Origin of the sequence: Clostridium sp. BSD2780061688st1 H5 (assembly GCF_005845155.1) — a bacterium.
GTDB lineage: Bacteria > Bacillota > Clostridia > Lachnospirales > Lachnospiraceae > Claveliimonas > Claveliimonas intestinigallinarum.
This window is the reverse complement of the sequence record NZ_SPGT01000018.1, coordinates 1-26022: the sequence shown is the minus strand read 5'-3', so window position 1 is coordinate 26022 and position 26022 is coordinate 1. Positions and strand designations below refer to the sequence as shown.

Below are 26022 nucleotides of genomic sequence, written 5' to 3'. Positions count from 1 at the left end.
GAACGGGGGACTTATCCGGTCACCTTCGTCAGTTCCCGGATGGAGGAGATGGAGGCAAAGCAGTCCCTTTCGTCCACCTGGCCAAATCCGTAAGAGGCATAGATGAACGGTATCCCAGCCCATTTGGCGGCTTTCTGGTCCCCGGCGGTATCCCCTACATAGCAGGTGCTGCCGGGGATATTTCTGTCCATGACGAGCCTGATGTTCTCCCCCTTTGTCTTTTTTGTGTTGCCAAAGCATTCAATGTCTGTGACATATTTCCCCAAGCCGGTCTTTCTTAAGAAAAGCTCGATATATCCGCTCTGGCAGTTGCTGACGATAAAGAGCCTGTGGGTCCCTGCGAGGGCGGCGACGGTCTCCCGGATGTCCGGGTAGAGGGGTGGGATATCCAGCCTCTCCAGAAATTCGTCCTCCCAGCGGCAGCAGGCCTCCATGAGCACATCTCTTTCTGACACAGGCAGGTGGGGGAATAGATCCTCGGCGATCACGTCCATTGTCTTTCCGAACTCATTTTTCAGCTGCTCCCCCGTGATGCCAGCAGAGGGATAGCCCAGTGTCTCCACCGCGTAATTCCACGAGTCAGCCACAGTTTTGGTGGTATCCCACAAAGTTCCGTCCACATCGAAAATAATATTCTCAAATTTCATAATGATTTCCTTTCTGAAAAGCAAAAATTCCTATTCCAGTCTATCATAACTCCTATATTTTTGGGAAAAATATTGTGCAGTTTTACGGTGAAAACCGGTAAATTCTCCGGAATTCTCCGGATGGGAAATAAAAAAGTTGACAGCCTGGGTGGTTTATAGTAGAATAGCCGGCGTAACATTTTTGTAATATTCGTAATACATGTGCAATAAAACGCATATAAATACATATAAATATAAAACAAATGTAAGAATATTGCAGGAAATGGAAATCAGGAGGAGTATATGAAGTTAATAAGGACGAGAAATCTATTCTGTGCCGCGGCTGTCATGACGGCCTGCACCTTCTGCACAGCCGGATTTACCAGCTATGCTATGTCGCCTGACCAGGGGAGAGACGGCGGCGTTCTCACAGCAGAGGACAGTGTGCTGACGGATGAGATGGCCCAGACTCTGTCACAGTCGGCAGTGCAGATCGCCGCGGAGAACAGGACACAGAGAGAAGAGGAGCTGAAGGCCCAGGCGGAAGCTGCCAGACAGGCGGAGGAGGCCAGGAAGGCGGCAGAGGAAGCCGAGAGGCAGGCCAGAGAGGCGGATCAGAGACTGCTGGCAGCCCTGATCTTCTGCGAGGCCGGCAACCAGCCCTACGAGGGCCAGGTGGCCGTGGGGGCCGTAGTCATGAACCGGGTGAACAGCGGCGCCTATCCGGGCTCTATCCGCGAGGTGATCTACCAGTCCGGACAGTTTGGGCCTGCCATGACCGGATGGCTGGATCAGGTCCTGGCAAATGGCAGCTATACCCAGACTGCCCTGCAGGCCGCGGCGGACGCCCTGGCAGGCAGTGATCCGGTGGAGGGGTGTCTTTCCTTTGGAAATGGAAATTACGGCATCCGTATTGGTGACCACTATTTTCACTGAATAATGAGACATATAAAATAATTGAGAAAAGTTCTCAAATAAGAGATTGATTATCCATCATTCTTCTGGTACGATACATATAGTTAGCTATTGCTAACTGTGTGTGAATAAATCATGGACAACTCCTTTTGCCCTTTTCCTTGGCAGGCAGGGCAAAAGGGAGGCCCATGGGAAAGGACAGAAGGAACGATGGATTTTTTAGAAATTGAAAAAGTAACAGGCCGGGAGATCATCGACTCGAGAGGCAATCCCACTGTGGAGGCCCAGGTGTATCTGGCGGACGGCACTACCGCGAGGGGAGCCGCTCCCAGCGGCGCGTCCACGGGAGAGTTTGAGGCGCTGGAGCTGCGGGACGGGGACAAGACAAGGTTTGGCGGAAAGGGCGTCTCCAGGGCAGTGGAAAATATCAACACAGTGATCAACAACGCGCTGAAGGGAATGGACGCCTCCGACATTTACGCTGTGGACAGGGCCATGATCGAGGCGGACGGCACAAAGGACAAGTCAAAGCTGGGAGCCAACGCTATCCTGGCAGTTTCCATTGCCTGCGCCAGGGCGGCGGCCTGCGCTCTGGAGCTTCCCCTTTATAAGTTCCTGGGCGGGGCAGGAGGCAACCGTCTCCCCGTGCCTATGATGAATATTTTGAACGGCGGCGCTCACGCGGCCAACACAGTGGACGTGCAGGAGTTTATGATCATGCCTGCCGGAGCCCCCAGCTTCCGGGAGGGGCTGCGCTGGTGCACCGAGGTGTTCCACGCCCTGGCAGCGCTCCTGAAGGAGAACGGCCTGGCCACCTCTGTGGGGGACGAGGGGGGATTTGCCCCTGACCTGTCAAGCGACGAGGAGGCCATCGAGTACATCCTCCGGGCTGTGCAGAAGGCCGGATATGAGCCGGGAAAGGATTTTGTCCTGGCTATGGACGCAGCGTCCAGCGAGTGGAAGAGCGGCACAAAGGGCGAGTACGTGCTACCCAAGTGCGGAAAGAAATTCACATCCGCCGAGCTGGTGGCCCACTGGAAGAGCCTGTGTGACCAATACCCCATCTACTCCATCGAGGACGGCCTTGACGAGGAGGACTGGGAAGGCTGGCAGATGATGACAGAGGAGCTGGGCGGACGGGTGCAGCTTGTGGGCGACGACCTTTTTGTGACAAACACAGAGCGCTTGAAAAAAGGAATTGACCTTGGATGCGGCAATTCCATCCTCATCAAGCTGAACCAGATCGGCTCTGTGTCCGAGACGCTGGAGGCCATCAAGATGGCACACAAGGCGGGATACACGGCTATCTCATCCCACCGCTCCGGCGAGACGGAGGACACCACTATCGCGGACCTGGCAGTGGCCATGAACACATGCCAGATCAAGACCGGGGCTCCCAGCAGGAGCGAGCGGGTGGCCAAGTACAACCAGCTTCTGCGGATCGAGGAGGAGCTGGGAGACGCGGCTGTCTACCCGGGCTTTGGGGCTTTCAACATCAAAAGATAAATAAGTGAAGATATTTTCTCTTTTCAGGCAGGTCAGCCCGCGGGATTTTCCCTGGGCAGCCTGCTTTTTTAATGATTATCATTAAAAATATATTGCAAAACATAAAATATGCTGGTATGCTGAAAGCAGGTAATAAAAAGAGCGAGGCGGATAAAACCGCGGAGAAGGACAGAAGACATGAGAGGAGGAAATGTGTATGGATGAAAAGATCAGGGTGGACTGCAGCAGGGAGAAGGAAGTCCCCGGAGGAAGGCTGTTTCGCAGGCTGACGGTTGTGACGATTATTTTTCTTGTGATTATAGCGGGCTGCACAGTTATGTATCTGGACTGGCTTCTGGACCGGGAAATCTGGTCAGGAGACAATGCAGCCGCTGTCTTGTGGGGCTTACTGCTGTCTGTCCTGTCATGGTTCTGGGCGGGAGCGCTTATCTGTGTGATAGCAAGGCTACATGACGGTCAAAGAATTCTGGGAAAAGAAATCTACAGAGCTATGTATGTGAGCGGTGTCAGCGTGACGGCGGCTTCCACAGTTTTTCCCTTTGTGCCGGGCTACAGGATCTTGCTGGGCCTGCATATATTGAAGATTTCCGATGTTTTTGTGATTGACGGCGTCCCCTTTGTGATCGGACTTCTCTGCCTGATATTGGGATATATCCTGCGGATAGGGCTGGCCTGTCAAAACGAGGTGGAGGAGACGATATAGATACAGGAGGAACTGGATATGAACTTTATAGAAGAAAGAGAAACACCGGGGAATGTGGTAAAGAAAAGATGCGGTGAGATTGGGATGCTCTTCCGCATCCTGTTCTGGATCTCCCTTCTTTTCCTGGCGGCAAAAGTCATATGGGCCATCTACATAGGGACCATGCCCGGGTCTTCGTTCCGTCTGACTCTGATGGACGCGGAAGGTCTGACCTACGGGGTGGCGTTCTATGGGGCGGGGCAGAGGATTGAATTCCAGGAGGGAGTCCTAAGCTATGCCGCCCAGAGCTCCCCCAAGTTTTGCTTTATGGCGGGAATGGCGGTGTATGTGCTGCTTGGCGCTGTAACCACCTGGATCCTCTGGCTGGGGAGGGCACAGGTCTCACTGGTGGACGGGAAAATGGTGCTGGTGGGCTGCCTGATCATCAGCCTGTCCTATATTTTTGAGTACGGCTCTGCGCTTCAGAAGGAAGCGGATGAGACATTGTGAGGTGAGAGATATGTCCATTATACTTCGGCTTGACAGGGTGATGGCGGATCGGAAAATGTCTCTGAATGAGCTGTCCGAGCGTGTGGGGATCTCCAATGTGAACCTGTCCAACTTAAAGACAGGGAAGGTGAAGGCCATCCGGTTCTCTACGCTGGATGCCATCTGTGATGTGCTGGACTGCCAGCCTGGCGATATACTGGAGTACCAGAGGGAGGAGCCAGGCGGCCAGTAAAAGAGAGCATGGCGGGATTAAAAAGCTGCCAGGGTTAAAGGGACGGCAGGGTCACGACCTCTCAGAGGCGAGGCGGCCGGCGCAGGCAAGAGCGATGCGGAAGAATTTCCCGCAGCTCTTGACGCCGTATTCCGGCAAGTCCTTCATCTGCCAGCTATCCCCCTCAAAGCTGTCCAGGCCATAGAAGAAGGGGTAGAGCTCTGCCCCGCGGAAGATGGCTACAGCCAGGGCTGCCGCATACTCCATTTCCACCGCCAGACATCCCTGTGCCCGCCTCTGCGCGACCTGGGAGTCAAGCTCCCGGTAAATGGCGTCTGTGGTCCAGATTTTTCCGGTAACGCCGGGTATTTCCAGCTCTGCCAGGATTTCTTCCATAAAAGAAAGTATGTGCTCCGGCGTGGTCAGCTCCGGGGAGGGCGGACAGTAGTGGAAACTGGTACCCTCGTCCCGCAGAGCAGAGGAGGGGAGGATGATCCGGCCTTTTGTTTTTGCTTCATCCAGAATTCCGCAGCTCCCGAAAAAGATGATTTTCTTTGCGCCCATGGCGATAACCTCCTCAAGCCCCACGGCGCAGGCGGGGGCGCCCCCGCGGGAGAGGAAAAGGGCCGCTTTTTTCCCGCCGGCAGATATCTCATACACAGGCAGATCCCCGTTGGCAGTTTTCAGGGATGCGATCATCCGGGCTGGATTATTGCTGACAAACTGTGCGATCATGTCCTGCGAGAAGGTGGTGATGCACACTTCAGGAAAGCCGGGAATCCTGGAGATGACATCGGTGGGATTGATGAGAGCTGTCCCGTCCTTTCCTTTTTGCCCTCCATCCTGATCTCTGACCAGAATTTTTCGGATTTCCCCTGTGATGCGGGAGGGGAGAGACCGGCTGGCTGGCCCGATCTGACTGTACATCCGGACACCCTGATAGGAAAAGAGGATCAGATCACACACAGCAGGGATGTGAACCTGCCGGAATTCACCCCGATCCACGCCGTACTGTATCAGCTCCGTCCACATGGCCACAGAGCGCTGATACTGGAGGGAGATGGGATTTTGATTTTTCCCGGAGGCGGCCGTTTCCCTGCTGCTGAAATATTCATAGATGGCCAGAGAGAGGCACGAGGAGCTTTCTGCCATCTCCGCTTCATAGCGGTCCAGAACATCGTCCAGTATGGCAGCGGCGCTTTTTCCCGCTTGGATCTTCGCGCGGAATTCATTTTCCTGCTGCTTCATGAGATCCTCTATGATTTCCCGGAAGATCTGTCTGGTGCTGCTGTAGTGGCAGTAGAGACCGCCCCGGCTCAGTCCGGTTATCCCGCAGATATCCTTCATGGTCACTCCCTTAAATCCCTTCTGTGAGAAGAGGACAAGGGACTTTTTTTTGATCATTTCCCGGGTCTGGGTGCCGCGCATGTTCATATAGGTTCCTCCCTGATCATTGTAAGTCAAATTATGGGTGATTTCTGTACACAAATTTTCCGACACGTATGTCTGTAAAATAATTATACGACACACATGTCGGAAAAACAAGTGGAAAGAACAATAATGGGAATAGTTACGAGATTTTGGCCTTCAGATATTCGACATCCGTTTTTAACGTAGAAACGACATCCACCAGCAGAGCGATCGTGCTTTGCTCTGATCGTACAACGACTTTATTTTCCAGATTTCTGATGCGGGTGCTGAGCTCTGCGTAGTGCTCTTCAGACCGTTCCTGGATCCGGTCTACCTCTGTGAGTATCATGTTTTCCGTCTCTCTAAGATCATCTTTGGTGGCCATCTTTGTTTCCAGAGCTTCCAGATTGCCCTCCAGAGCCCTGAGCTCGTCCTTGGTAGCCATCTTTGTTTCCAAAGCTTCCAGATTGCCCTCCAGAGTCCTGAATTCGTCCTTAGTCAACATATGCTCCGCTATGTACCGAAGCAGCTCATCGTTTGACATATGTGTTCACCTCCTGCCTGTGAAAAAGCGCTTTGTCAGCGAGAAACTCAGAAGTTTACGTAAAAATCTGTAAACTAAGTATAGCACGGATGGCGGGAAAATGCCAGTGGTATCCCCTTAAAAATCACATCATTTTTTTGCCGCTTTTTGATTTCCAGCTTTCATATGTTTTTCCAGAAAAACCATAAGGAATATCCATGGGCAGGATGTTAGACTGATAGCGCAGCAGAAAAGAGACACAGGGGTAAGGAGAGATGGGCTGTGAGACAGAAGAATGTACTGATTGTGACGACGGTGAGCGGCTTTTTGTGGCAGTTTGAAAGGAATACGGTGGACATTCTGCGAAAGGCAGGAGCCAGGATCCACTATGCGTCCGGCTTCGGGAGTAAGGGCTATGATTTTGATGAGGAGTATTTCACGGAAAATGAGATCCAGGTGCACCCTGTTTCTATCCGGAAGTCCCCTTTTCATATAAAGGAAAATTGCCGGGCGCTGGTGGAGCTGATCCGCATCATACGCAGGGAGGAGATCCATGTGGTGCACTGCCACAATCCTGTGGGAGGTGTGCTTGGACGGCTGGCTGCCTGGCTTTCCGCAAGAGAGGTGAAGGTGATCTACACGGCCCACGGCTTTCATTTCTACAAAGGTGGGTCTCTGAAAAGCTGGTTTCTCTTTTACCCTGTGGAGAGAGCGCTGGCCAGGATGACAGATGTGCTGGTGACTATCAACAGGGAGGACAGAAGCTGTGCCGGCCGGTTTATCTTAAAGAAGGGCGGCCAGGTGGCGTTCATGCCGGGAACGGGGACAGATACAGACAGGTTCTGCCCGGACAGGAGCAGACGGCAGGAGGCGAGACAGGTCATGGGTGTGAAGGAGGAGGAGTACTGCCTTGTGACAGCGGCCCGCCTGGACCGGGAAAAGAACTGTCAGACTGTCCTGCGAGCCATGGAGGAGCTGGGAGATATCCCCTGCCGGTATGTGATCTGCGGGGAGGGACCCTGGCGGCCCTTCCTGGAAAGAGAGGTCAGGCGGCGGGGGCTGGAAGACAGGGTGAGGCTCATGGGCTTTCGGGCAGATATGGATTTCCTTCTGCAGGGCGCCGACCTGTTTCTCTTCCCCTCTCTCAGGGAGGGGCTGGGAATGGCGGCTCTGGAGGCTATGGCCTGCGGCCTTCCGGTAGTGGCAGCAGACAGCCGGGGGACGAGAGAGTATATCCGCCAGGGGGAGAATGGCTTCCTGTGCAGCGGACGGCAGCCCCGGGAGTTTGCGGAGGCGGTCAGAGAGCTGTGGCAGAGGGAGAATCTGCGAAGCGACATGGGCAGGGAAGCAAGAAGGATGAGCCTTCGGTTCTCCCGGCAGAGGGCAGGAGAAAAAATGGAAGAAATTTACAGGAGCGTTGGAATATGGAAAAAAGACCCGAAGTCAGCGTCATTATGAGTGTGTATGATCCAAGACCTTTCAGGCAGCTTGAGGAGGCAGTGGACTCTGTGCTGGAGCAGACCTTTTCAGATTTTGAGCTTCTCCTGTACAATGACGGCTCCTGCGAGGCTGTGTCGGAGAGGATCCGGCAGCTGGCCAAGAGGGATCCGAGGATCCTTTATCTGGAAGGGGATGAGAACAGAGGTATTGCCAGCGGGCTGAACTGCTGCATCGGGAAGGCCCGGGGGAAATATATCGCCCGGATGGACGGAGATGACCTTCTTCTTCCCCAGCGGTTTGAGCGGCAGGTCCGGTTTCTTGAGGAACACCAGGAGTACGGCTTTGTGGGCACCGGAGCCTGGCTCTTTGACGAGGGCGGCATCTGGGGAGAGAGACTGATGAGGGAGAAGCCCAAGAGGGAGGATTTTCTTTGCTTTTCCCCCTACATCCACCCCTCTGTCATGTTTCGCAGGAGCATTTTTGAAAAATGCGGATTCTATGATGAGTCAGAGAGAGTCAGGAGATGTGAGGACTATGAGCTTTTTGTGAGGCTGCATATTTTGGGCTGCCGTGGGTATAATCTCCAGGAGAGGCTGATCTGCTACCGGGAGGGAGCGGACAGCTGGAAGAAGAGAAAATTCTGTTACCGCCTGGACGAAATGCGTTTTCGCAGCCAGGGCTTTCAGGCTTTGGGGCTCACAGGGGGCAAGGCCTGGATCTGCCGTTTCCGTCCCCTGGCCGCAGGGATGATTCCCCGGTCAGCGGGAAGATGGCTGAAGAGGCGGCAGACCGCGCTTTCACACAGCGGCCCGCAGACCGGCCCGGACTAGCCGGCGGGGGAGATAAGGGGGCAGGTGACAGAGGAAGGAGCGGATATGGACGGAAGTCTTGTCACAGAGGAGGAGCGCCTCGAGACTGTGCGGGATCGTGCCCGGGAGGTGCTGGCGCCTGCCATGGTTGAATTTGTAAAGTGGATCTTAAGATCCGCCGGAGAGAGAAATATCCGGCGGATCTATTTTCTTGCCAGGGACGGCTGGCCTATGTACCGGGCTGCCAGGATTTTGGGAAGGGATGTGGAGCCTGCTGTTGATTGCCGGTATTTCTGCTGCTCCAGGTATGCGCTTCGGATCCCCTGCTTTCACCTCATGGACAAAAGAGAGATAGCGGATCAGGTCTGCGTGGGAGGAGTGGATGTCACACTGCGGAAAATCCTGAAAAGAGGGGGGCTGGATGAAAAGGAGGCAGAGAGGACGGCGGAGGTGATGGGCATGCGTGAGGAGCTGGACCGGGTCCTCCCCTACCGGGAGATTCTCCGGCTGCGGGAGAGCCTCCTGGAGGGGGAGCTGTTCTGGCGGTATGTGTACAGCCACGCGGCAAAAGCCTATGACAACGCAGTCTCCTGGATCGCCCAGGAGGGATTTCTGGAGCCGGTCCGGTGCGCTGTGGCGGACAGCGGGTGGACAGGGAGTATGCAGCTGACGCTGAAGCGGCTTTTGGAGTCCATGAACTACAGAGGGAAGCTGGAGGGCTTTTACTACGGGCTGTACCACATTCCGGAACAGGCAGATCCCCGGGATTACCATGCATATTATTTCGGCCCGGATGGAAAGATAAGAAGAAAGGTGTATTTCTCCAACAGTCTCTTTGAGTGCGTGTTCAGCCAGCCCGAGGGCATGTGCGTCGGATACGGGAGGACAAAGGAGGGGATGGCTCCCGTGCGGGAGAAAGGCCGGCCTGAAAACCGGGCCCTCCTCACCTGTGTGACTGAGGCGGTGGAGGAGCAGGCGGGAGAGGAGAGAAAGGAGCTGGCAGAGCGGACGCTGGACTGGCATATCCAGGATCCGGGGACAGCCCAGAGGAAGCTGGCCCGGCTCATGGGAAGCCCTACCCGGGAGGAGGCGGAGGCCTTCGGGGGCATGGCCTTCTCCGACGACGTGCTGGATGCGGATCAGACCCTGGCGGCGCCCTTAAGCGAAGAGCAGATCCGGGAAAACAGGTTTCTGGCACGGGGCCTTTCCATGGTCGGACTTCGCAGGGATCCGGTCCATGAGAGCGCCTGGATGGAGGGCTCCATTCTCCTCTGCGGGAGACATGTGAGGCGCCATCTCTGGCATAACCGCCTGTACAAATACGCTCTGTATTACAGAAAACAGATGGGAGAGAGAAGGAAGCGATGAAGGGACAGCCATACTTTGCGCTGAGGCAGCTGGTGACAAGGGAAATGAAAAGAAAATACAGCCGTTCCAGGCTGGGCATCCTGTGGAGTGTGCTGAGTCCGCTCCTCTCCATGGCTGTTCTGTCCCTGGTCTTTTCCACCATGTTCCGAAAGTCTATCGAGAACTATCCGGTATACTATCTGACCGGGTTTGTGATCTGGAGCTTTTTCACTGCGGCCACCAACACGGCTATGACAGCCCTGGCGGACAACCAGGCCCTGATCCTCCAGGTCCGGCTGCCCAGGTCTGTCTTCCCCCTCTCCAGGGTGGTGACAGCCTTTGTGAATTTTCTCTACTCCCTGGCAGCCTACGGCGTCATGCTCCTTTTGTTCCGCATTCCGGTGAGGGGGAGCGCGCTTGTCTTTCCGGTGCTGGTCTTTTTTCTCTTCCTTTTCTCCCTGGGCATGGGGTATATCCTGTCCGTCCTCTATGTGTTTTTCGGGGATATCCGCCACCTGTACGGAGTGGCCCTGACGCTGTGGATGTATCTGTCCGCCCTGTTTTACCCTCTGGAGCTTCTGCCTGGGACTATGCAGGCGGTGATCTGGCAGAACCCGGTGTACAACTTCATCGCCGGGGCCAGGGACTGCATCCTCTACGGCAGGATCCCCCCGGCCGGCGTCCTCCTTCGGACGGCAGTGTGGGGAGCCGGCATGTACGGGATCGGGAGGCTTGTGTTCCGCAGGAGTCAGAGCAAGGTGATACAGAAACTGTAAGGCAGGTGAGAGGTCATGGAGAAGAGAACAGAGGAAAAGCCGATCATCTCGGTGCAGCATGTGAGCATGCATTTTAAGGTGCCCCTGGAGGGGGCCTCCAGCCTGAAAGAGTATGTCATAGGAGGGCTGCGTGGGAAAAACAAGACCCGGATTTTACGCGCCCTGGACGACATCAGCTTTGAGGTCAGGCGGGGAGAGATACTGGGCATTATCGGGACAAACGGGTCCGGAAAGAGCACCCTTTTGAAAATCATTTCCGGCGCCCTCCTTCCTACGGAGGGGCGGGTGGTGGCGGACCAGGACAGCATCCAGCTCCTCACTTTGGGAACCGGGTTTGACCGGGAGCTGACAGCCAGGGAGAATGTCTATTTAAGCGGCGCTCTTCTGGGCTACAGCAGGGAATTTATCCGGCGCAAATACAGGCGGATCGTGGAATTTGCGGAGCTGGAGGGCTTTATGGAGCAGAAGGTGAAGAATTTTTCCTCCGGCATGGTCTCCAGACTGGGATTTGCCATCGCCACAGCCAGGGAGACGCCTGGCATTCTCATACTGGACGAGGTGCTCAGCGTGGGAGATATGTTTTTCCGGGAAAAAAGCGCCGGCCGGATCCAGGAGATGATCCACAGCGGGGCTACGGTCCTGATCGTGTCCCACTCGGTGGACACGATACGGAAAAACTGTACCCGGACCCTGTGGCTCGAGAGAGGCCGTCAGCGGATGGAAGGATCCCCCGGGGAGGTGTGTGCGGCCTACACAAAGTGGGGCAGGCAGGAAAACGAAGGGAAGGGGTAAGAAGGATGAAGGAGCATACGAGACAGGAAAATGTAAAACGGAAGGTGTACAGCCTCCTGGCCGGCAGGGTGCCGGGGATCGCCGGGAGATACCAGCGCTTTCGGAAAGACCATCCGGGGATGGCCGGCAAAGTGGGGGCGGCGGCAGGCCTCCTGTGGTGGAACGCTCTCTACTATGGAGGGCGAAAGGAGAGCCTCAGGTTTCCGGACGGATACGGCTTTTATGAGAGGAGGAGGCTGAGGCTGCCGGAGTCGGGTGCCACTGGTCTTCCCACCTGGAAGGAGACGGCAGAGCTGCTGCTCTCCTTTGACCTGGTATCCTTTGACGTCTTCGACACTCTGCTCCTTCGCCCCTTTCGGGAGCCTGCGGATCTTTTCTATCTGCTGGGAATGAGGCTGTCCATTCCGGATTTCCGGCATCTTCGGATAGAGGCGGAGCATCTGGCAAGGCAGGAGGATGTGAGGCGGGGCGGCAGCGGTGAGGTAACCCTGGAAAAGATCTGGAGGATCCTCTCCGCCATGACAGGGGCGGACGCGAAAGAGGGACAGAGGGCGGAGATGGAGCTGGAGAGGCAGTACTGTCAGGCCAATCCTTATTTCATCCCCATCCTGGAGCGGCTGAGAGGAGAGGGAAAGCGGCTCCTCCTTGTGAGCGACATGTACCTGGAGTCTGATTTTATCCGGCAGCTCCTGAAGGAGAAGGGGCTGGGGGCCTTTGACGGCTGCTTTGTGTCCTGCCAGCAGGGACGGTCCAAGTGGAGGGGAGACCTGTACCAGGAGGTAAGAGGGAGCATTGAGAGAAAATGGACGGACGGGGGAGACTGCCGGGCAGTCCACGTGGGGGATAATCTCCACGCGGATGTGCGCATGGCAGAGAGGGCCGGCTTTGCGGCCTTTTGGTACCCGGGTCCCCAGGAGGCCGGACGGCCCTGCCGTGCCAGGGACATGTCCGCCGTCACCGGCAGCATGTACGCGGGCCTTGTCAACATCCGGCTCCACAGCGGACTTAAGAGATACACCTCCTTCTACGAGTACGGCTACGTGTACGGCGGTCTCCTGGCCCTTGGCTACTGTCGGTTCATACACAGGTTTGTCAGGGACAGGGGAATCCGCCGGCTCTGGTTTCTCTCCCGGGACGGGGAGGTGCTGAAGAAGGTGTACGACCAGCTCTATCCGGGGGAGGATACCTGCTATGTGCTCTGGTCCAGGAGCGCGGCCGCCAGGCTTCTGTCTGGCGTCAATCAGCACGATTTTTTTCAGAGGTTTCTCTTCCAGAAGGCGGACCAGGGGTATTCCATCCGTCAGATCTTTGCCAGTATGGAGCTGGACTTTCTCCTGGAGGAGGCCTGCCGGAAGCAGGGCTGGGGACAGGAGGAGCGGCTAAGCGCCGCCAGGGCCGAAGCGTGCCGTGATTTTCTCCTCTCTAAGTGGGAGGAGGTGCAGGCGTCCTACGAGAGAGAGCGGGAGGCGGCCGGGAAATACCTGGCGGGGCTTTCCTCCGGCGCGGCGGCCATGGCGGCGGTGGACGTGGGGTGGGCCGGAAGCGGGGCCGCCTCCCTGGATGTGTTCCTGCGCCAGGTTCTGGGGCTGCCCTGCTGGGTCTACGGTACCCTGGCGGGCACGGCCACTGTGTACAGCGCCTCCCCGGACACGGCGGAAGGCTTTTTCTTCTCCGGACAGATGGACAGCTACCTCTTCTCCCAGAGCAAGAACAGGGATCTCTGGAAATTCCACAACCTGGGGGAAAAGCATAACCTCTACATGGAGCTTCTGTTTACCTCCCCCTCCCCGGGGCTCAGAGGCTTTGCCCTGGGGGAGGAGGGGGAGGTGGTGTTCCGGTACGGGAGGGAGGAAAAGCATGCGGATGAGATCCGGCGGATCCAGAAGGGAATTTTGGATTTTGTCCGGGATTACATGCGCTGCTTCCCGGAATTCCTGGAGGGGGAGACGGGCTGGATCTCCGGACGGGACGCCTACGCCCCGCTGCTTTTGTTCCTGAGGGACAGGAGGATAAGGCGAAAATTTGAGGCCTCCTTCTGCTGGGACACGGACGTGAATGTGGAGTAGAAAGAAATGGCAGGTATGAAGAAAAGAAGGAAGGGATACACTATATTCAGGGCGTTGAAGACGGGCGGTCATCTCCTGGTCCTTGGGGGCAGCTTTCTTGGAGCCTTTCGGGTGCTGGAAGATCTGGGGCATGGGCGGCCTCTTCCCCTGGCGGTCCTGTACCTTGTCCTTCTGGAGGGGTTCTGGCTTATTCTGGAGGCAGGAGATGTGGAACAGCGAAGATTTCTGGATCTCATGTACAGTCAGTTCTTCGGGGCCGCGGCGGCCAGCCTTTTCTTCGGGGCGCTGATGTGCGCGGTGAGCTCCCTTTCCATGTGGCAGATACTGGGGGAGTTCTTCCTGCTCCTCGTCCTGCAGTCCGGGGCGGGCATGGCATGGGCGGCCCTCTGCTTTGGCCTGTACCTGCGGGGACAATCCCACAAGCGGGCGCTTTTCATCTACGGGGAGAGGGAGGAACCGGAGGAGATCACAGAGAAAAACAACCGGATCAACGGCTATTTTCACATTGCGGCCAGTGTCCCCTGCCGGGAGGCGGCCAAAAGGCCGGGGGAGGTGCTGGGCGGATACCAGGCGGTGTACCTGGGAGACCTGCCCCCGGGGGACAAGGGGGCCATCCTGGAGCAGTGCATGATCATGGGAAAGGACTGCTACAGCATCCCCGGGCTCATAGATGTCTATACCCAGAACGCCCGTATTCTGCGGCTCCAGGACAAGGTACTGTTCCAGTACCACAAAGGAGGGCTGACGGCGGGGCAGAAAAAGGCAAAGAGAGCCCTGGATATAGGGGTGGCTCTGGCTCTCCTTGCGCTGTCGGCGCCTCTGATGCTGGTCATCGCTCTGTGCGTCCGGCTGGAGGACGGGGGGCCTGTGCTCTACAGGCAGATCAGGTACACTGAAGGGGGCAGGCCCTTCCGGATGCTCAAATTCCGGAGCATGCATGTGGATGCGGAGCGGGAGGGGGCCAGGCTTGCCAGCAGGAATGACAGCCGGATCACCCGGGTGGGGCGGATCATAAGGAACCTGCATTTTGACGAGCTGCCCCAGCTTGTCAATGTGCTGAAGGGGGACATGTCCATGGTGGGGCCCAGGCCGGAGCGCCGGGAGTTTATTGAAGAATACTCCCGCGTTATCCCAGAGTTCTCCCAGCGCATGAAGGTGAAGGGCGGCCTCACCGGGTACGCCCAGATCTATGGCAAGTACAACACCGGGCCGGAGGACAAGATCAAGTACGATCTCATCTATATATACAACTACTCCCTCAGGCTGGATGTGCGCCTCCTTTTCCTCACGGTCCGGATTTTATTCCAGAAGGAGAGCGCAGAGGGGGTGGAGGAGGGGCGCAGGAGCGCTGTGAGGGAAAGAAAGGAGAGACAGGATGGAGACGATCAGACTTCTTGACTGTACCCTCAGAGACGGGGGGTACATCAATGACTGGGACTTTAAGCGGAAGAACATACGAAGGATCATGGCGGGGCTGGAGGAGGCCGGGACAGACCTCATTGAGGCGGGTTTCCTGCGGGACTGCGCCTACCGGGAGGACCGCACCCTCTTCAACTCGGTGCGGGAGCTTAAGCAGATCCTGCCTGAGGGCGGCGGACGGGGCGGCTACGTCCTCATGGCCCTCCACGATAAGTACGATGTCCGCAAGCTGGAGGAAAATGACGGTACTGTGGAGGCCATCCGGGTCACCTTTCACGACTACGATGTGGACGAGGGGCTGGAATTTGGCAGAAGGGTCATGGAGAAAGGATACCGTCTCTTTGTCAACCCCATCAACATCATGGGCTACAGCGACAGCAGTCTCCTGCGGCTCCTGGAGAAGGTGAGGGAGCTTCGGCCCTACGGCTTCTCCATCGTGGACACCTTTGGCTCCATGACCAAAAAAGAGCTGGTGCGGATCAGCTCCCTGTGCGAGAACAACCTGGACAGGGGAACCGTGCTGGGACTTCATCTCCACGAGAATATGGCCCAGTCCTTTCTGCTGGCCCAGACCTTTCTGGAGATCAAGAGCCAGGAGAGATCCTGCGTGCTGGACGCCTCCCTGAACGGGATGGGGCGGGTGCCGGGCAACCTGTGCATGGAGCTGATCATGGACTATCTGAACCGAAGCTACGGGAAGCGCTACGACCTGGATCCGGTGCTGGATGTCATCGAGACCTGCATCACGCCCATCAGGGAGAAGGAGCCCTGGGGATACATGGCGGAATATTTTCTGTCCGCCAAACTGAACCTCCACAGAAACTACGCGGAGTACCTGCTCTCCAGGGGCAATCTGACAGCCCGGGACATGCACCGCATCCTGCAGCTCATACCAGAGGAGAAAAAGAGTGTCTATGACGAGCGGTTTGTGGAGAAGCTGTACCGGGTCTACGAGGACCGCACGGTCCAGGATCAGGCCGCTATCCGGAGCCTGGGGGAGGTATTTGCCGGGAGGACCGCAGTCCTTTTGGCGCCGGGAAAGTCCCTGGAGTACCAGTGGGACAGGGTGCGGGACTATATCCGTGAGAAGGATGCCATCCCTGTGTCAGCCAATTTCTACTTTGAGGAACAGCAGGGAGGCTACGCCTTCTTCAGCAACGCCAAGAGGTACGACAGCTACCGGGCTTTCCGGAACCCGCGGGAGCACGTGATCCTCACCTCCAACATTACCAGAGGGGTGGGAGAGGAGGACGATGTGGTCAGCTACGGACGGCTGGCACAGGACGGCCGTCCCACGGAGAACTGCGGGGTGCTGCTTTTGCGCCTGATGCGGCTTCTGGGGGCAAAGGAGGCGGCCCTGGCCGGCTTTGACGGCTACAGTACGGGGCAGGACAATTACATGAAGGGATATTTCGGGGAATACCACAGCGCCAGGAGCGCGGACAATGAAGAGATCGCGGAGGAGATCCGGGAAGTGGGGAGAAGTCTTCCTGTCACCTTCCTCACTCCCTCTCTGTACGAGGAGGCGGTGTAGATGCAGCAGGTGATGGAAAATCTGGAGAAAATACGGTATCTCATACTGGACGTGGACGGCACCATGACGGACGGGGGTGTCTATCTGGACAGCAGGGGAGCGGAGATGAAGAAGTTCAGCATCAAGGACGGGGCGGGGATCCTCCTGGCCAGGAGGGCAGGCATCGAGTCCGTCATCCTCACAGGGAGAGAGAGCCAGTGTGTCCGGAAGCGGGCCGAGGAGCTTGCCATCCCTCTCGTCTTCCAGGGAGTGAAGGACAAGAGGGCGTTCCTTCTGGAATTTCTTGAGACCAATGAGATCCTCCCCCAGGAGGCGGCCTATATGGGGGACGACCTGAACGACCTGGAGGCCATGCAGTGCGTGGGCCTTGCCGTCTGCCCTCAGGACGCGGCCAAGCAGGTGAAGGCCTACTGTCCCATCGTTCTCTCCGCCAGAGGCGGTGAGGGGGCTGTGCGGGAATTTGTGGAAATGATACTGGAAAAGCGAGGGATACAGTATGAAGGACTGGCTCTATGACAGGATCGTCCGCCATAACGAGAGGATCCAGAGGGAGTATGAGCGGTATGTGCGGGGACATATGGGAGAGCACAGGAAGAAAAGGTGGAAGCATTGGATCGTCCTTCTCCTGCTGGCAGTGAAATACAGGGACAGCCAGAAGGACCGGGTCCACAGCCTTGTCCTTGTGAAGCTGAAGGAGGGGACCGCGAAGCTGCGCATGGAGTGGGTGCCGGGGGCGGTCTGGTACAATGTGTATATGTCCCGGGACGGGCTGAACTACCGCTTTGTGGAGAAGGTGAAGAGGCACGTGTGCAAGGTGCGGGGGCTGGAGGAGGACAAAATGTACTTTTTCCGGTTCAAGGTCTCCCTGGACGGCAGCAGCTACAGCGAGTTCTCCGAGGCGCTGACTGTCACGGCTGTCAAAAACAAGGAGCACTACCTGATGGAGCAGATCTCTGTAAGAGAGGCGGAGGGAGGCTGCGGAAGGGCCGATGACAGGGAGTTCCCCGGAGCGGAGACCGGGTCGGGGAAGGACAGGAGAGAAAAAAAGGGGGACGGCAGCTATGCTTTTTCGGCCTCCCCGGGGGAGTCCGGAGGCCTGCTGCTTGTCTGGGAGAAGATCCCGGGAGCCCTCCACTACAATCTGTACCGGTCCCGGGAGGGCGGCAACTGGCGTTTTGCGGTGCAGACCGAGGAGGACCGGTATCTGGACAGCCAGGTGAAGGGCGGAGACGCCTATGTATATAAGCTCAAGTACACCTTTGACGGGAAAAGGTACCACGAGTTCCCGGAGCAGGCGGCCGGGCGGGCGCCGCTGGAAAAATACCGGAACGCCAACAGCGGGCGTCTCTGGGAGAGAGGGGCTGAGTCGGAGGCAGTGGGGCGGCCTCTGCCGGTCCATCTGGCCAAGAGCATGCTGGCCTTTGACGTGGTTTCCTTTGACGTCTTTGACACACTCATCCTGCGCCCCTTTTCCGAGCCCTCAGACCTCTTTATCCTGGTGGGTGAGGAGCTGGGTATCATGGACTTCTGCGAGATACGAAAGAAGGCGGAGGAGGACGCCCGCAGAAGGAGCGAGTTCCTGCGGGGCAGCCGGGAGGTGACCTTGTACGACATCTACGAGATGGTGGAGGAGGAGACCGGCGTGGAGGCGGTGTCGGGGGCCAGGACAGAGTTCCTCACAGAGAGAAAGCTCTGCTTTGCCAACCCCTATATGCTGGAGGTATTCCGCATGGTGAAGGCCAGGGGAAAGACGGTGGTGGCCGTGTCGGACATGTATCTGCCCCGGGAGCTGATGGAGGAGCTGCTGCGGTCCTGCGGATACGAGGGATTTGACGACATCCTCGTCTCCTGCGACTACAGCTGCACCAAGAGAAAGGGCGGCCTGTTCGACATCCTGAGAAAGAAATACAGGGGCGCGATCTTCCATGTGGGGGACCATCCAAGGTCCGATGTGGAGGCCGCCCGGGAGAGGGGCATCGAGGCGAGGCAGTACAGGAATGTGAACGAGGCCGGAAGGCCCTTCCGGGCAAAGGATATGTCCCGCCTGGCGGGCAGCGCCTACCGGGGCATCGTCAACGCGAAGCTACACAACGGCAGAGACCGGTACACACCCTGGTACGAGGTGGGCTATGTGTACACAGGGCTGTACTGTATGGGATTTTGCCGCTGGATCATGGAGCAGGCCAGGGCACACGGGCTGGAGAAGATCCTGTTTCTGGCAAGAGAAGGGGATCTGTACCAGAAGGTGTTTTGCCAGATGTACCCGGATTTCCCCACAGCCTATGTGCTCTGGTCCAGAATTCCCGTGGTGAAGACTACTGTGAACTGGAACAGGCATCCCTTTCTTCTCCAGATCATCCACCACAAGGCCGGGGCTCTCTACAAGTCCAGGCTGGGAATCCTTTTTGATAGAGTGGGCATCGGGGCCCTGAAAAAATATTTTCCCGCCTACAGGCTGCGGGAGGAGGAGTACCTAACCAGTGAGAACGAGAAGGCGGTGCGGCGACTGGTGACGGAGCACTGGGATGAGCTGGCCTACTGCTACAGCGCGGACCAGGCCTGCATAGAGTCCTACCTGAGACGGCAGGTGGGGGACGCCCGCAGAGCCGCCGTGGTGGACGTGGGCTGGTCCGGCAACAATGTGCTCCAGGTCAGGCATCTGATCGAGGAGGAGTATGGCATGGACTGCAAGATCCACTGTCTTCTGGCGGCCGCGAGGGATGTCAACGACACCTACATGGCAGGCATGATGCAGCGGGGGCAGGTGCAGACCTACCTCTTTTCCCCCATGCACAACAAGGGGCTCCACGATGCCCACCAGGAGGAAAATGAGAGGCTTAACTCCTTCTTCTTTGAGATACTGACCCAGTCCGCCACCCCCACCTTCCTCGGCTTTGACAGCCAGGGCCGGTTCCTCTACGACATTCCGGAGGTGGAGAACTACGCAAGAGACGGACAGATCCATGAGGGTGCGCTGGATTTTGTGAGGGACTACACGGAGATATTCAGGGACTTCCCCTATATGATGGATATCTCCGGGCATGACGCCTACATGCCCTTCCAGTATTTTTCCAGAAACCTTCTCTGGATGAGACAATATTTTGGAGACTATATTTTCGGGAGAGACCTTTTTGCCACCCAGGACAAGGCAGTGATGGAGTCCGTGCGGGAGGTGATGGAAAAGGCCGGATTATGGGAGGAGAGACAATGATACTGTACCAGGCTCTGTCGGCCTACCAGATACTGGAGTGTATGGTCCACCGGCAGATGTATTACAGAGACAGAAAATGTGTCCTCATACTGGGGGACTACATCAAAGAGAGGATGCCCCGGTATTTTGAGCTGGAGACGAAGCGGTTCTTCAATGAGGTGTACCTGTTCCGGTTCGGGGGCTACAGAGGGTCGGAGGAGGAGATCATCCGCCAGGTGGGAGAGGAGCTGGCAAGGAGCATTCCCTACAGGCCACAGGACTTTGAGAGGATACTCATCGCCGGGATCCACACCTACCTGCAGGTCTATCTCCTGTCAGAGGGCATCTCCTTTGAGATGTTCGAGGACGGCAGCGGGGCTCTGAGCCGTCCCTGGGTCCTGGCGCAGATTCACCAAAAGAGCGCGCCGGGGCGGTACGCCCTCATAGAGAAATACGGACTTTACGACCACACCAGTCCCCTGATCACAAAGAAGTACTGCGACATGGCTGCCCAGGAGCCGGGCTTTTTGGACCCCAGAGCGGAGGATTTTCAGGTCATGGAGGAATTCCACAGACTGCCCGGGCGGCAGCAGGAGGAGATCCGGTGCATTTTCCAGGTTCCGAGGCTTTCGGGGCGGGAGGATGAGGTGCTCCTTCTCACCCAGCAGTTTGCCAGCCTGGGCCAGCTTACCTTTGACGGCCAGATCGACATTTACCGGCATCTGTTTGACTACTATCTGGAGGGCCGACGGGTGCGCATCAAGCCCCATCCGGACGATATCCTCTACTACTCCCTCCTCTTTCCCGAGGCGGAGCTCATAGAGGGGAACTTTCCCTCGGAGCTTCTGCCCCTGGCCTTTGACCGGCTTCCGGGCACGGTCTGCACGGTCAGCTCCACAGGGGTGAACCAGATCCGGCGGTTTTTTGACAGACAGATCCTTTTTAATCCGGAGTACGAGGAGAGCTATCAGCACGATGCCCTTTACTGTATGGCTCTCTGTCTGGCGCTGCATTTAGGGATGGAGGGGATCCTGACAGAGGGGGTCAACCTGGCGCAGCTGCGGAATATGGCCAGGTGTATGGGAGAGCCCTGGGACGCCCTGGACATCCGGGAGTACCGGGAAGGAGAGTACCGGAAAAAAGAGTGCCGGGAGGCGGAGGCCTGCGCCCTCCTCCTGCTGCGGGGAGATGAAGGCTCCCGGGAGCTGCCGGGGGAGCGTCCTCCCGGGGAGGAGACGGATCCCTGGGCAGTCCTCTGGCTCAATGAAAAGGGAAGGTACAGGATGTATGACCCCGGCAGCAGGGAGCGCTTTTTTCAGCTGCGGCCCCTGGTGGTCCGGGAGGGAGATGCGCGGCATATCATGTATTTTTATTCGGCAAGGAGCGAGGTGAACAGGATGGCAGAGGAGTTCAGGGAAAGGAGGGAGCTTCCCCACCAGGGGAAGACCATCTCCGTGGAAGGGCTGACAGAGGAGGAGCTGCGGATTTGCATGCTGGAGGGAATTCTGGCAGCTACGGAGCGGCGGCTGCTGGAGTATATAGAGACGGAGAAGGAGCTGAGAGAGGAAATAAGAAGCCTGAAGGAAGCGGGCGAGAGAAGAGGGGGGAGGACGCAGTGAGGACAGCAGGCATCATACCGGCCCGGTACGGCTCCACCAGGCTGCCCGGGAAGCCCCTGCTTAAGATCCAGGGCAGACCCATGGTGTGGTGGGTCTGCGAGAGGGCCAGGAGGGCCCGGCGGCTGGATGAGGTGTGGGTGGCCACGGACGACCGGCGGATAGAGGAGGCCTGCAGAGGCCTTCAGATCCCGGTGGTCATGACAGGGCGGGAGCACCGGACGGCGGCGGAGAGGCTGCAGGAGGCGGCAGGGCAGGTGAGGGCGGACTTCTACGTGCAGATCAACGGGGATGAGCCCCTCATCGACCCGGCCAACATCGACGCCGCCGTGCCGGACGAGGTTCCCCTGGACGTGGAGTTCGGCACCAACATCATCGCCCGGGTGAAGGACCCGGCCCAGCTCTGTCACGCCTCCAACATCAAGGTGGTCTTTGACGACAGCTTCCGGGCCCTCTACATGTCCAGGACGCCGGTGCCATACCCCTTCTGCGATGTGTCTTTTTCCTATTATAAGCATGTGGGGATCATCGGCTACAACCGGAAAATGCTGGATTTTTATAAGTCCTCCGTCCCGGGGCGGCTGGAGCTGATCGAGGGAATTGACACCCTGCGTTTTCTGGACTACGGAAAAGAGCTTCGGCTGATCCCGGTGGAGCGGGCGGACAGTCTGTCTGTGGACACGGAGGCGGACCTTCGCTGGGTGCGGGAGAGGATGGGTGAAAAGAGGTTATAAAAATTTAATAATGGGCTCTGTTGACTATAAAAGAGCCGCCCGCTATACTTGAAACTGGATTGTTTTTCGCGGGCGGTGATCTTTTGTGCAAAGATCACCGCGCGGACATTTACAGAAAAAAGGAGACGGGATCACACATGCTTCAGATTAAAGACATCTGTAAGGAATACAGGACAGGAAGCCTGGTGCAGAAGGCGCTGGACCATGTAAGCCTGAACCTGCGGGACAACGAATTTGTGGCCATCCTGGGGCCCAGCGGCTCCGGAAAGACCACGCTTCTCAACATCATAGGGGGACTGGACCGGTATGACAGCGGCGACCTGATTATTAATGGCGTGTCCACGAAGAAATATAAGGACAGAGACTGGGACTCCTACCGGAACCACACCATCGGCTTTGTGTTCCAGAGCTATAATCTCATCGGACATCAGACCATCCTGGCCAACGTGGAGCTGGCTCTCACCATATCCGGCATCGGCAAGGCGGAGCGCCGGCAGAGAGCGGCGGACGCCCTGGCCATGGTGGGGCTGGGGGAACAGCTCCACAAGAAGCCAAACCAGCTCTCGGGCGGGCAGATGCAGAGGGTGGCCATCGCCAGGGCTCTGGTGAACAACCCGGATATCCTGCTGGCGGATGAGCCCACCGGCGCTCTGGACAGCGACACCAGCGTGCAGGTCATGGATCTTCTGCGGGAGGTGGCCCGGGACCGCCTGGTGGTCATGGTGACCCACAACCCGGAGCTGGCCCAGGAGTACGCCACCCGTATCGTGCGCCTGCGGGACGGGAAGATCCGGGAGGACTCAGATCCCTTTGCGGTGGATGAGAGGGAGCTGGAGGAGCCGGAGCACAGAAACCTGGGGAAGACGTCCATGTCCTTCCTCACGGCCCTCTCCTTAAGCTTCAACAACCTGCGGACCAAGAAGGCCCGGACCATCCTCACCTCCTTTGCGGGCTCCATCGGCATCATCGGCATTGCCCTCATCCTGGCCCTCTCCACGGGAGTCAACGACTATATCCAGAATATGGAGGAGGAGACCCTGTCAGAGTATCCCTTGGAGATCCAGAGCACAGGCTTTGACCTGTCCTCCATGATGATGACCGGCTCCGGCAGCGGCGGCAGCTCCGGGGAGGTGAATGTCATCCAGATGGTGACAGACATGTTTTCCAAGATGGACTCCAACGACCTGAAGTCCCTGAAGGAGTACTTTGACAGCGGGAAGAGCGGCATCGGGGACTACACGAACGCGGTGGAGTACAGCTACAATGTGACGCCCCAGATCTACCGCGTAAACGACGACCAGGTGCGCCAGGTGAACCCGGACCACTCCTTTGACGCCCTGGGGTTCGGCTCCTCCTCCAGCTCCAGCAGCCTCATGTCCTCCATGATGAGCACGGACGTCTTTTACGAGATGCCGGCAAACGCCTCCCTCTACGAGGGGCAGTACGACGTGAAGGCGGGCAGATGGCCCGAGAAGTACAATGAGTGCGTGGTGGTCCTGACCCAGGGAGGCAGCATCAGCGACATGATGCTCTACACGCTGGGACTGCGGGATCCCCTGGAGCTGGATGAGATGATACAGCAGTTTTTGAATGAGGAAAACATTGACACGCCGGAGGATATCGGCACCTACTCCTACGATGACATCATCGGCACCACCTTCAAGCTGGTGGACAGCGCGGACTACTACACCTACGACAGCCAGTACCAGGTGTGGACGGACCGGTCCGACGACCAGTCCTACGTCCGTAAGCTGGTGGAAAACGGGGAGGACCTGACTGTGGTGGGCATCGTGCAGCCCTCACAGGACGGCAACGCCATGATGCTCCAGTCCGGCATCGGCTATCCGGCCTCCCTGACAGAGCACCTGGTGGAGGAGGCTGGGGACAGCCAGATCGTACAGCAGCAGATCGCGGATCCGAATGTGAACGTGTTCTCCGGCGAGCCCTTCGGGGAGGAGAGCAGCCAGGGGCTGGATATGGACTCCCTCTTTACCATTGACGCGGAGGCCCTGCAGAACGCCTTCTCCTTTGACTCCTCCGCCATGGCGGCCGGGCTGTCCGGCTCCCTTGACCTGACAGGCGGCTCAAGCGGAGGCGGCGGGACTCTGGACCTGTCCGGCATGATCGACCTGGATGCGGTGGAGACCCAGCTGCCCGCCATGGAGGGCTTTGACCTGTCCTCCCTGGGCCAGGCCATGGATCTGACCGTCACGCCGGAGCAGCTGGGCAGCCTGGCCCAGGGCCTGCTGGAGGGCTACCAGGCCTATGCCTCCCAGAATCCGGCCACAGACTACACAAAGCTGGGGGAGGCCTTTGTGTCCTACCTGAACACGGAGGAGGCCAGGGAAATCCTGGAGGACAATATCCGCGAGATCATCCAGTCCGGCGGCGGGACCACCGTCACCACAGACCAGCTCCGGGAGCTGCTCTCCAGGATACTGGCAGGTTATCAGTCCTATGCCCAGGCAAATGGCTGGACAGACGGGGAGAAATTTGACGAGTACCTGACGGCCTACCTGCAGACAGGGGAGGCCCAGGCCATCCTGGAACAGTGGGCGGGGGAGACCTTCCCCTCCGGCATGGACATCAATATCACCCAGGAGCAGCTCCAGAAGCTGGCCAGCGAGCTGGCGGCCGGCTACCAGACCTACGCGGCAAATAACAATCTGCCGGACCCCTCAAAGATCGGGGAGAGCTTCCTCGCCTATCTGGGGACGGAAGGAGCCAAGGGGCAGCTGACGGCGGCCCTGGCGGGCATGCTGGATACAGAGGCCCTGGAGCAGCAGCTGACGGGGGCGGTGGAGAGCTACATGTCCTCTGTCATGGAGAGCGGCACAGCCCAGGCCCTGGAGGGGCAGATCACCTCTGCTGTCCAGACCATGATGGGACAGATCACCTCCGGCATGGAGAGCGCCATGCAGAGGGCGGCAGCCCAGATCGGGGAGAACATACAGAACGCCCTCTCCATCGATCCGGAGGCCTTCCAGAGCGCCTTTGAGATGAACATGGATGAGACCCAGATGACGGAGCTGCTCATGTCCTTCCAGTCCGCGGGGACAGCCTCCTACAAGAGCAATCTGCGGACCCTTGGCTACGCGGATTTCGATGAGCCTGCAGGCATCAGCATCTACCCGAAGGACTTTGAGAGCAAGGACCAGGTGGTGCAGATACTGGACGACTACAACAGCCGCATGGAGAAGGAGGGGCAGGATGAGAAGGTGATCACCTACTCCGACATGGTGGGCACACTGATGAGCTCCGTCACGGACATCGTCAATGTGATCAGCTATGTGCTCATCGCTTTTGTGGCCATCTCCCTCATCGTGTCCTCCATCATGATCGGCGTCATCACCTACATCAGCGTCCTGGAGAGAAAGAAGGAGATCGGCATTCTGCGGGCCATCGGCGCATCCAGGAGGAATATCTCCCAGGTGTTCAACGCGGAGACCTTTATCATCGGGGGCTGCGCGGGGCTCATCGGCATCGGGCTGAGCCTTCTGCTTTTGATCCCGGGCAACATGCTGATCCACTATGTGGCCGGCTCCAATGAGGTCAGCGCGGTGCTGTCGCCCGTCCCGGCGGTCATCCTCATCGCCCTGAGCATCGTGCTCACCCTGCTGGGCGGGCTGATCCCATCCAGGAAGGCGGCAAAGAGCGATCCGGTGACGGCTCTCCGGGTGGAGTAGGCGTTGGCGGGGACGGATACCCGGAATTTAGCAGATATACGGAATTAAAAAAGGATATACCTGCCTTTGGAAGCAGGTATATCCTTTCAGACTGTAGACAAAGTCCCCGGTTTACCCCGGGGCTTTTCTATTGTAGTTATCAACATTTCAATAATCCTTCCGGTTTTTATCAAGAAAAATCCCCTACTTATCAACTCTAAAGTTAAGCGGTACGTTCCCTGCACATGGTA

At 57.6% G+C, this 26022-nt stretch carries 21 protein-coding genes; 18 read left to right on the top strand and 3 right to left on the bottom strand.

Annotated features, from left to right (window positions below):
• Positions 1-11: 11 nt before the first annotated feature.
• The gene (locus FGQ86_RS11550; RefSeq protein WP_138304133.1) at positions 12-647 is read right to left on the bottom strand and encodes an HAD family hydrolase; all 636 of its coding nucleotides are present in this window, start codon (positions 645-647) and stop codon (positions 12-14) included.
• A gap of 282 nt (positions 648-929) precedes the next feature.
• Here FGQ86_RS11550 and FGQ86_RS11545 point away from each other — a divergent pair, with 282 nt between their 5' ends.
• The 5 genes from FGQ86_RS11545 (at position 930) to FGQ86_RS11525 (ending at position 4471) form a co-directional block, all read left to right on the top strand.
• Positions 930-1562, top strand: a complete 633-nt coding sequence (locus tag FGQ86_RS11545; protein WP_033126954.1) for a cell wall hydrolase — start codon at positions 930-932, stop codon at positions 1560-1562.
• A gap of 189 nt (positions 1563-1751) precedes the next feature.
• Positions 1752-3047 carry a phosphopyruvate hydratase gene (eno, locus tag FGQ86_RS11540; RefSeq protein ID WP_138304131.1) on the top strand — a complete coding sequence of 432 codons (1296 nt, stop codon included), beginning with the start codon at positions 1752-1754 and terminating at the stop codon, positions 3045-3047.
• A 196-nt stretch (positions 3048-3243) separates the two neighbouring features.
• Positions 3244-3750, top strand: coding sequence for a hypothetical protein (locus FGQ86_RS11535; RefSeq protein ID WP_138304129.1), 507 nt, complete (start codon positions 3244-3246; stop codon positions 3748-3750).
• Between the two features lie 18 nt (positions 3751-3768).
• The gene (locus FGQ86_RS11530) at positions 3769-4239 is read left to right on the top strand and encodes a hypothetical protein (RefSeq protein WP_138304127.1); all 471 of its coding nucleotides are present in this window, start codon (positions 3769-3771) and stop codon (positions 4237-4239) included.
• A gap of 10 nt (positions 4240-4249) precedes the next feature.
• Entirely contained in the window at positions 4250-4471 is a 222-nt protein-coding gene (locus tag FGQ86_RS11525; RefSeq protein WP_033126958.1) for a helix-turn-helix transcriptional regulator, read from the top strand.
• A 51-nt stretch (positions 4472-4522) separates the two neighbouring features.
• On the opposite strand, the gene FGQ86_RS16710 is transcribed toward FGQ86_RS11525, so the two are convergent.
• Both FGQ86_RS16710 and FGQ86_RS11515 read right to left on the bottom strand, forming a co-directional pair.
• Complete coding sequence (locus FGQ86_RS16710) at positions 4523-5884, bottom strand: TetR family transcriptional regulator (RefSeq protein ID WP_347562510.1); 1362 nt, start codon at positions 5882-5884, stop codon at positions 4523-4525.
• Between the two features lie 136 nt (positions 5885-6020).
• Positions 6021-6404: a hypothetical protein gene (locus tag FGQ86_RS11515; RefSeq protein WP_033126959.1), complete on the bottom strand. Its 384-nt coding sequence runs from the start codon at positions 6402-6404 to the stop codon at positions 6021-6023.
• Between the two features lie 261 nt (positions 6405-6665).
• Here FGQ86_RS11515 and FGQ86_RS11510 point away from each other — a divergent pair, with 261 nt between their 5' ends.
• The 13 genes from FGQ86_RS11510 to FGQ86_RS11450 all read left to right on the top strand — a co-directional run bounded on the left by FGQ86_RS11510 (position 6666) and on the right by FGQ86_RS11450 (position 25792).
• Positions 6666-7841 carry a glycosyltransferase family 4 protein gene (locus tag FGQ86_RS11510; RefSeq protein WP_138304125.1) on the top strand — a complete coding sequence of 392 codons (1176 nt, stop codon included), beginning with the start codon at positions 6666-6668 and terminating at the stop codon, positions 7839-7841.
• Positions 7808-8653, top strand: a complete 846-nt coding sequence (locus tag FGQ86_RS11505; RefSeq protein ID WP_138304123.1) for a glycosyltransferase — start codon at positions 7808-7810, stop codon at positions 8651-8653. The genes FGQ86_RS11510 and FGQ86_RS11505 overlap by 34 nt, the downstream gene beginning before the upstream one ends.
• 24 nt (positions 8654-8677) lie before the next feature.
• Positions 8678-10000, top strand: a complete 1323-nt coding sequence (locus tag FGQ86_RS11500; protein ID WP_033126960.1) for a hypothetical protein — start codon at positions 8678-8680, stop codon at positions 9998-10000.
• Positions 9997-10755, top strand: a complete 759-nt coding sequence (locus tag FGQ86_RS11495) for an ABC transporter permease (protein ID WP_033126961.1) — start codon at positions 9997-9999, stop codon at positions 10753-10755. The genes FGQ86_RS11500 and FGQ86_RS11495 overlap by 4 nt, the downstream gene beginning before the upstream one ends.
• Before the next feature lie 15 nt (positions 10756-10770).
• Positions 10771-11547 (top strand): ABC transporter ATP-binding protein, encoded by a 777-nt coding sequence (locus FGQ86_RS11490; protein WP_033126962.1) that lies wholly within the window; start codon positions 10771-10773, stop codon positions 11545-11547.
• A gap of 5 nt (positions 11548-11552) precedes the next feature.
• A complete protein-coding gene (locus FGQ86_RS11485) occupies positions 11553-13613 on the top strand; it encodes a hypothetical protein (protein ID WP_033126963.1) in 2061 nt (686 codons plus the stop codon).
• Between the two features lie 15 nt (positions 13614-13628).
• Complete coding sequence (locus tag FGQ86_RS11480) at positions 13629-15011, top strand: exopolysaccharide biosynthesis polyprenyl glycosylphosphotransferase (protein WP_171031558.1); 1383 nt, start codon at positions 13629-13631, stop codon at positions 15009-15011.
• Positions 14989-16566, top strand: a complete 1578-nt coding sequence (locus FGQ86_RS11475; RefSeq protein ID WP_033126964.1) for an aldolase catalytic domain-containing protein — start codon at positions 14989-14991, stop codon at positions 16564-16566. Before FGQ86_RS11480 ends, FGQ86_RS11475 begins: the two co-directional genes overlap by 23 nt.
• Positions 16567-17082 carry an HAD hydrolase family protein gene (locus FGQ86_RS11470; RefSeq protein WP_242842878.1) on the top strand — a complete coding sequence of 172 codons (516 nt, stop codon included), beginning with the start codon at positions 16567-16569 and terminating at the stop codon, positions 17080-17082.
• Complete coding sequence (locus FGQ86_RS11465; RefSeq protein ID WP_138304121.1) at positions 17063-19777, top strand: hypothetical protein; 2715 nt, start codon at positions 17063-17065, stop codon at positions 19775-19777. Before FGQ86_RS11470 ends, FGQ86_RS11465 begins: the two co-directional genes overlap by 20 nt.
• Complete coding sequence (locus FGQ86_RS11460) at positions 19774-21375, top strand: polysialyltransferase family glycosyltransferase (RefSeq protein WP_033126966.1); 1602 nt, start codon at positions 19774-19776, stop codon at positions 21373-21375. Before FGQ86_RS11465 ends, FGQ86_RS11460 begins: the two co-directional genes overlap by 4 nt.
• Positions 21372-22106, top strand: coding sequence for a 3-deoxy-manno-octulosonate cytidylyltransferase (locus FGQ86_RS11455; protein WP_033126967.1), 735 nt, complete (start codon positions 21372-21374; stop codon positions 22104-22106). Before FGQ86_RS11460 ends, FGQ86_RS11455 begins: the two co-directional genes overlap by 4 nt.
• Before the next feature lie 137 nt (positions 22107-22243).
• Entirely contained in the window at positions 22244-25792 is a 3549-nt protein-coding gene (locus tag FGQ86_RS11450) for an ABC transporter ATP-binding protein/permease (RefSeq protein WP_033126968.1), read from the top strand.
• Positions 25793-26022: the final 230 nt, after the last annotated feature.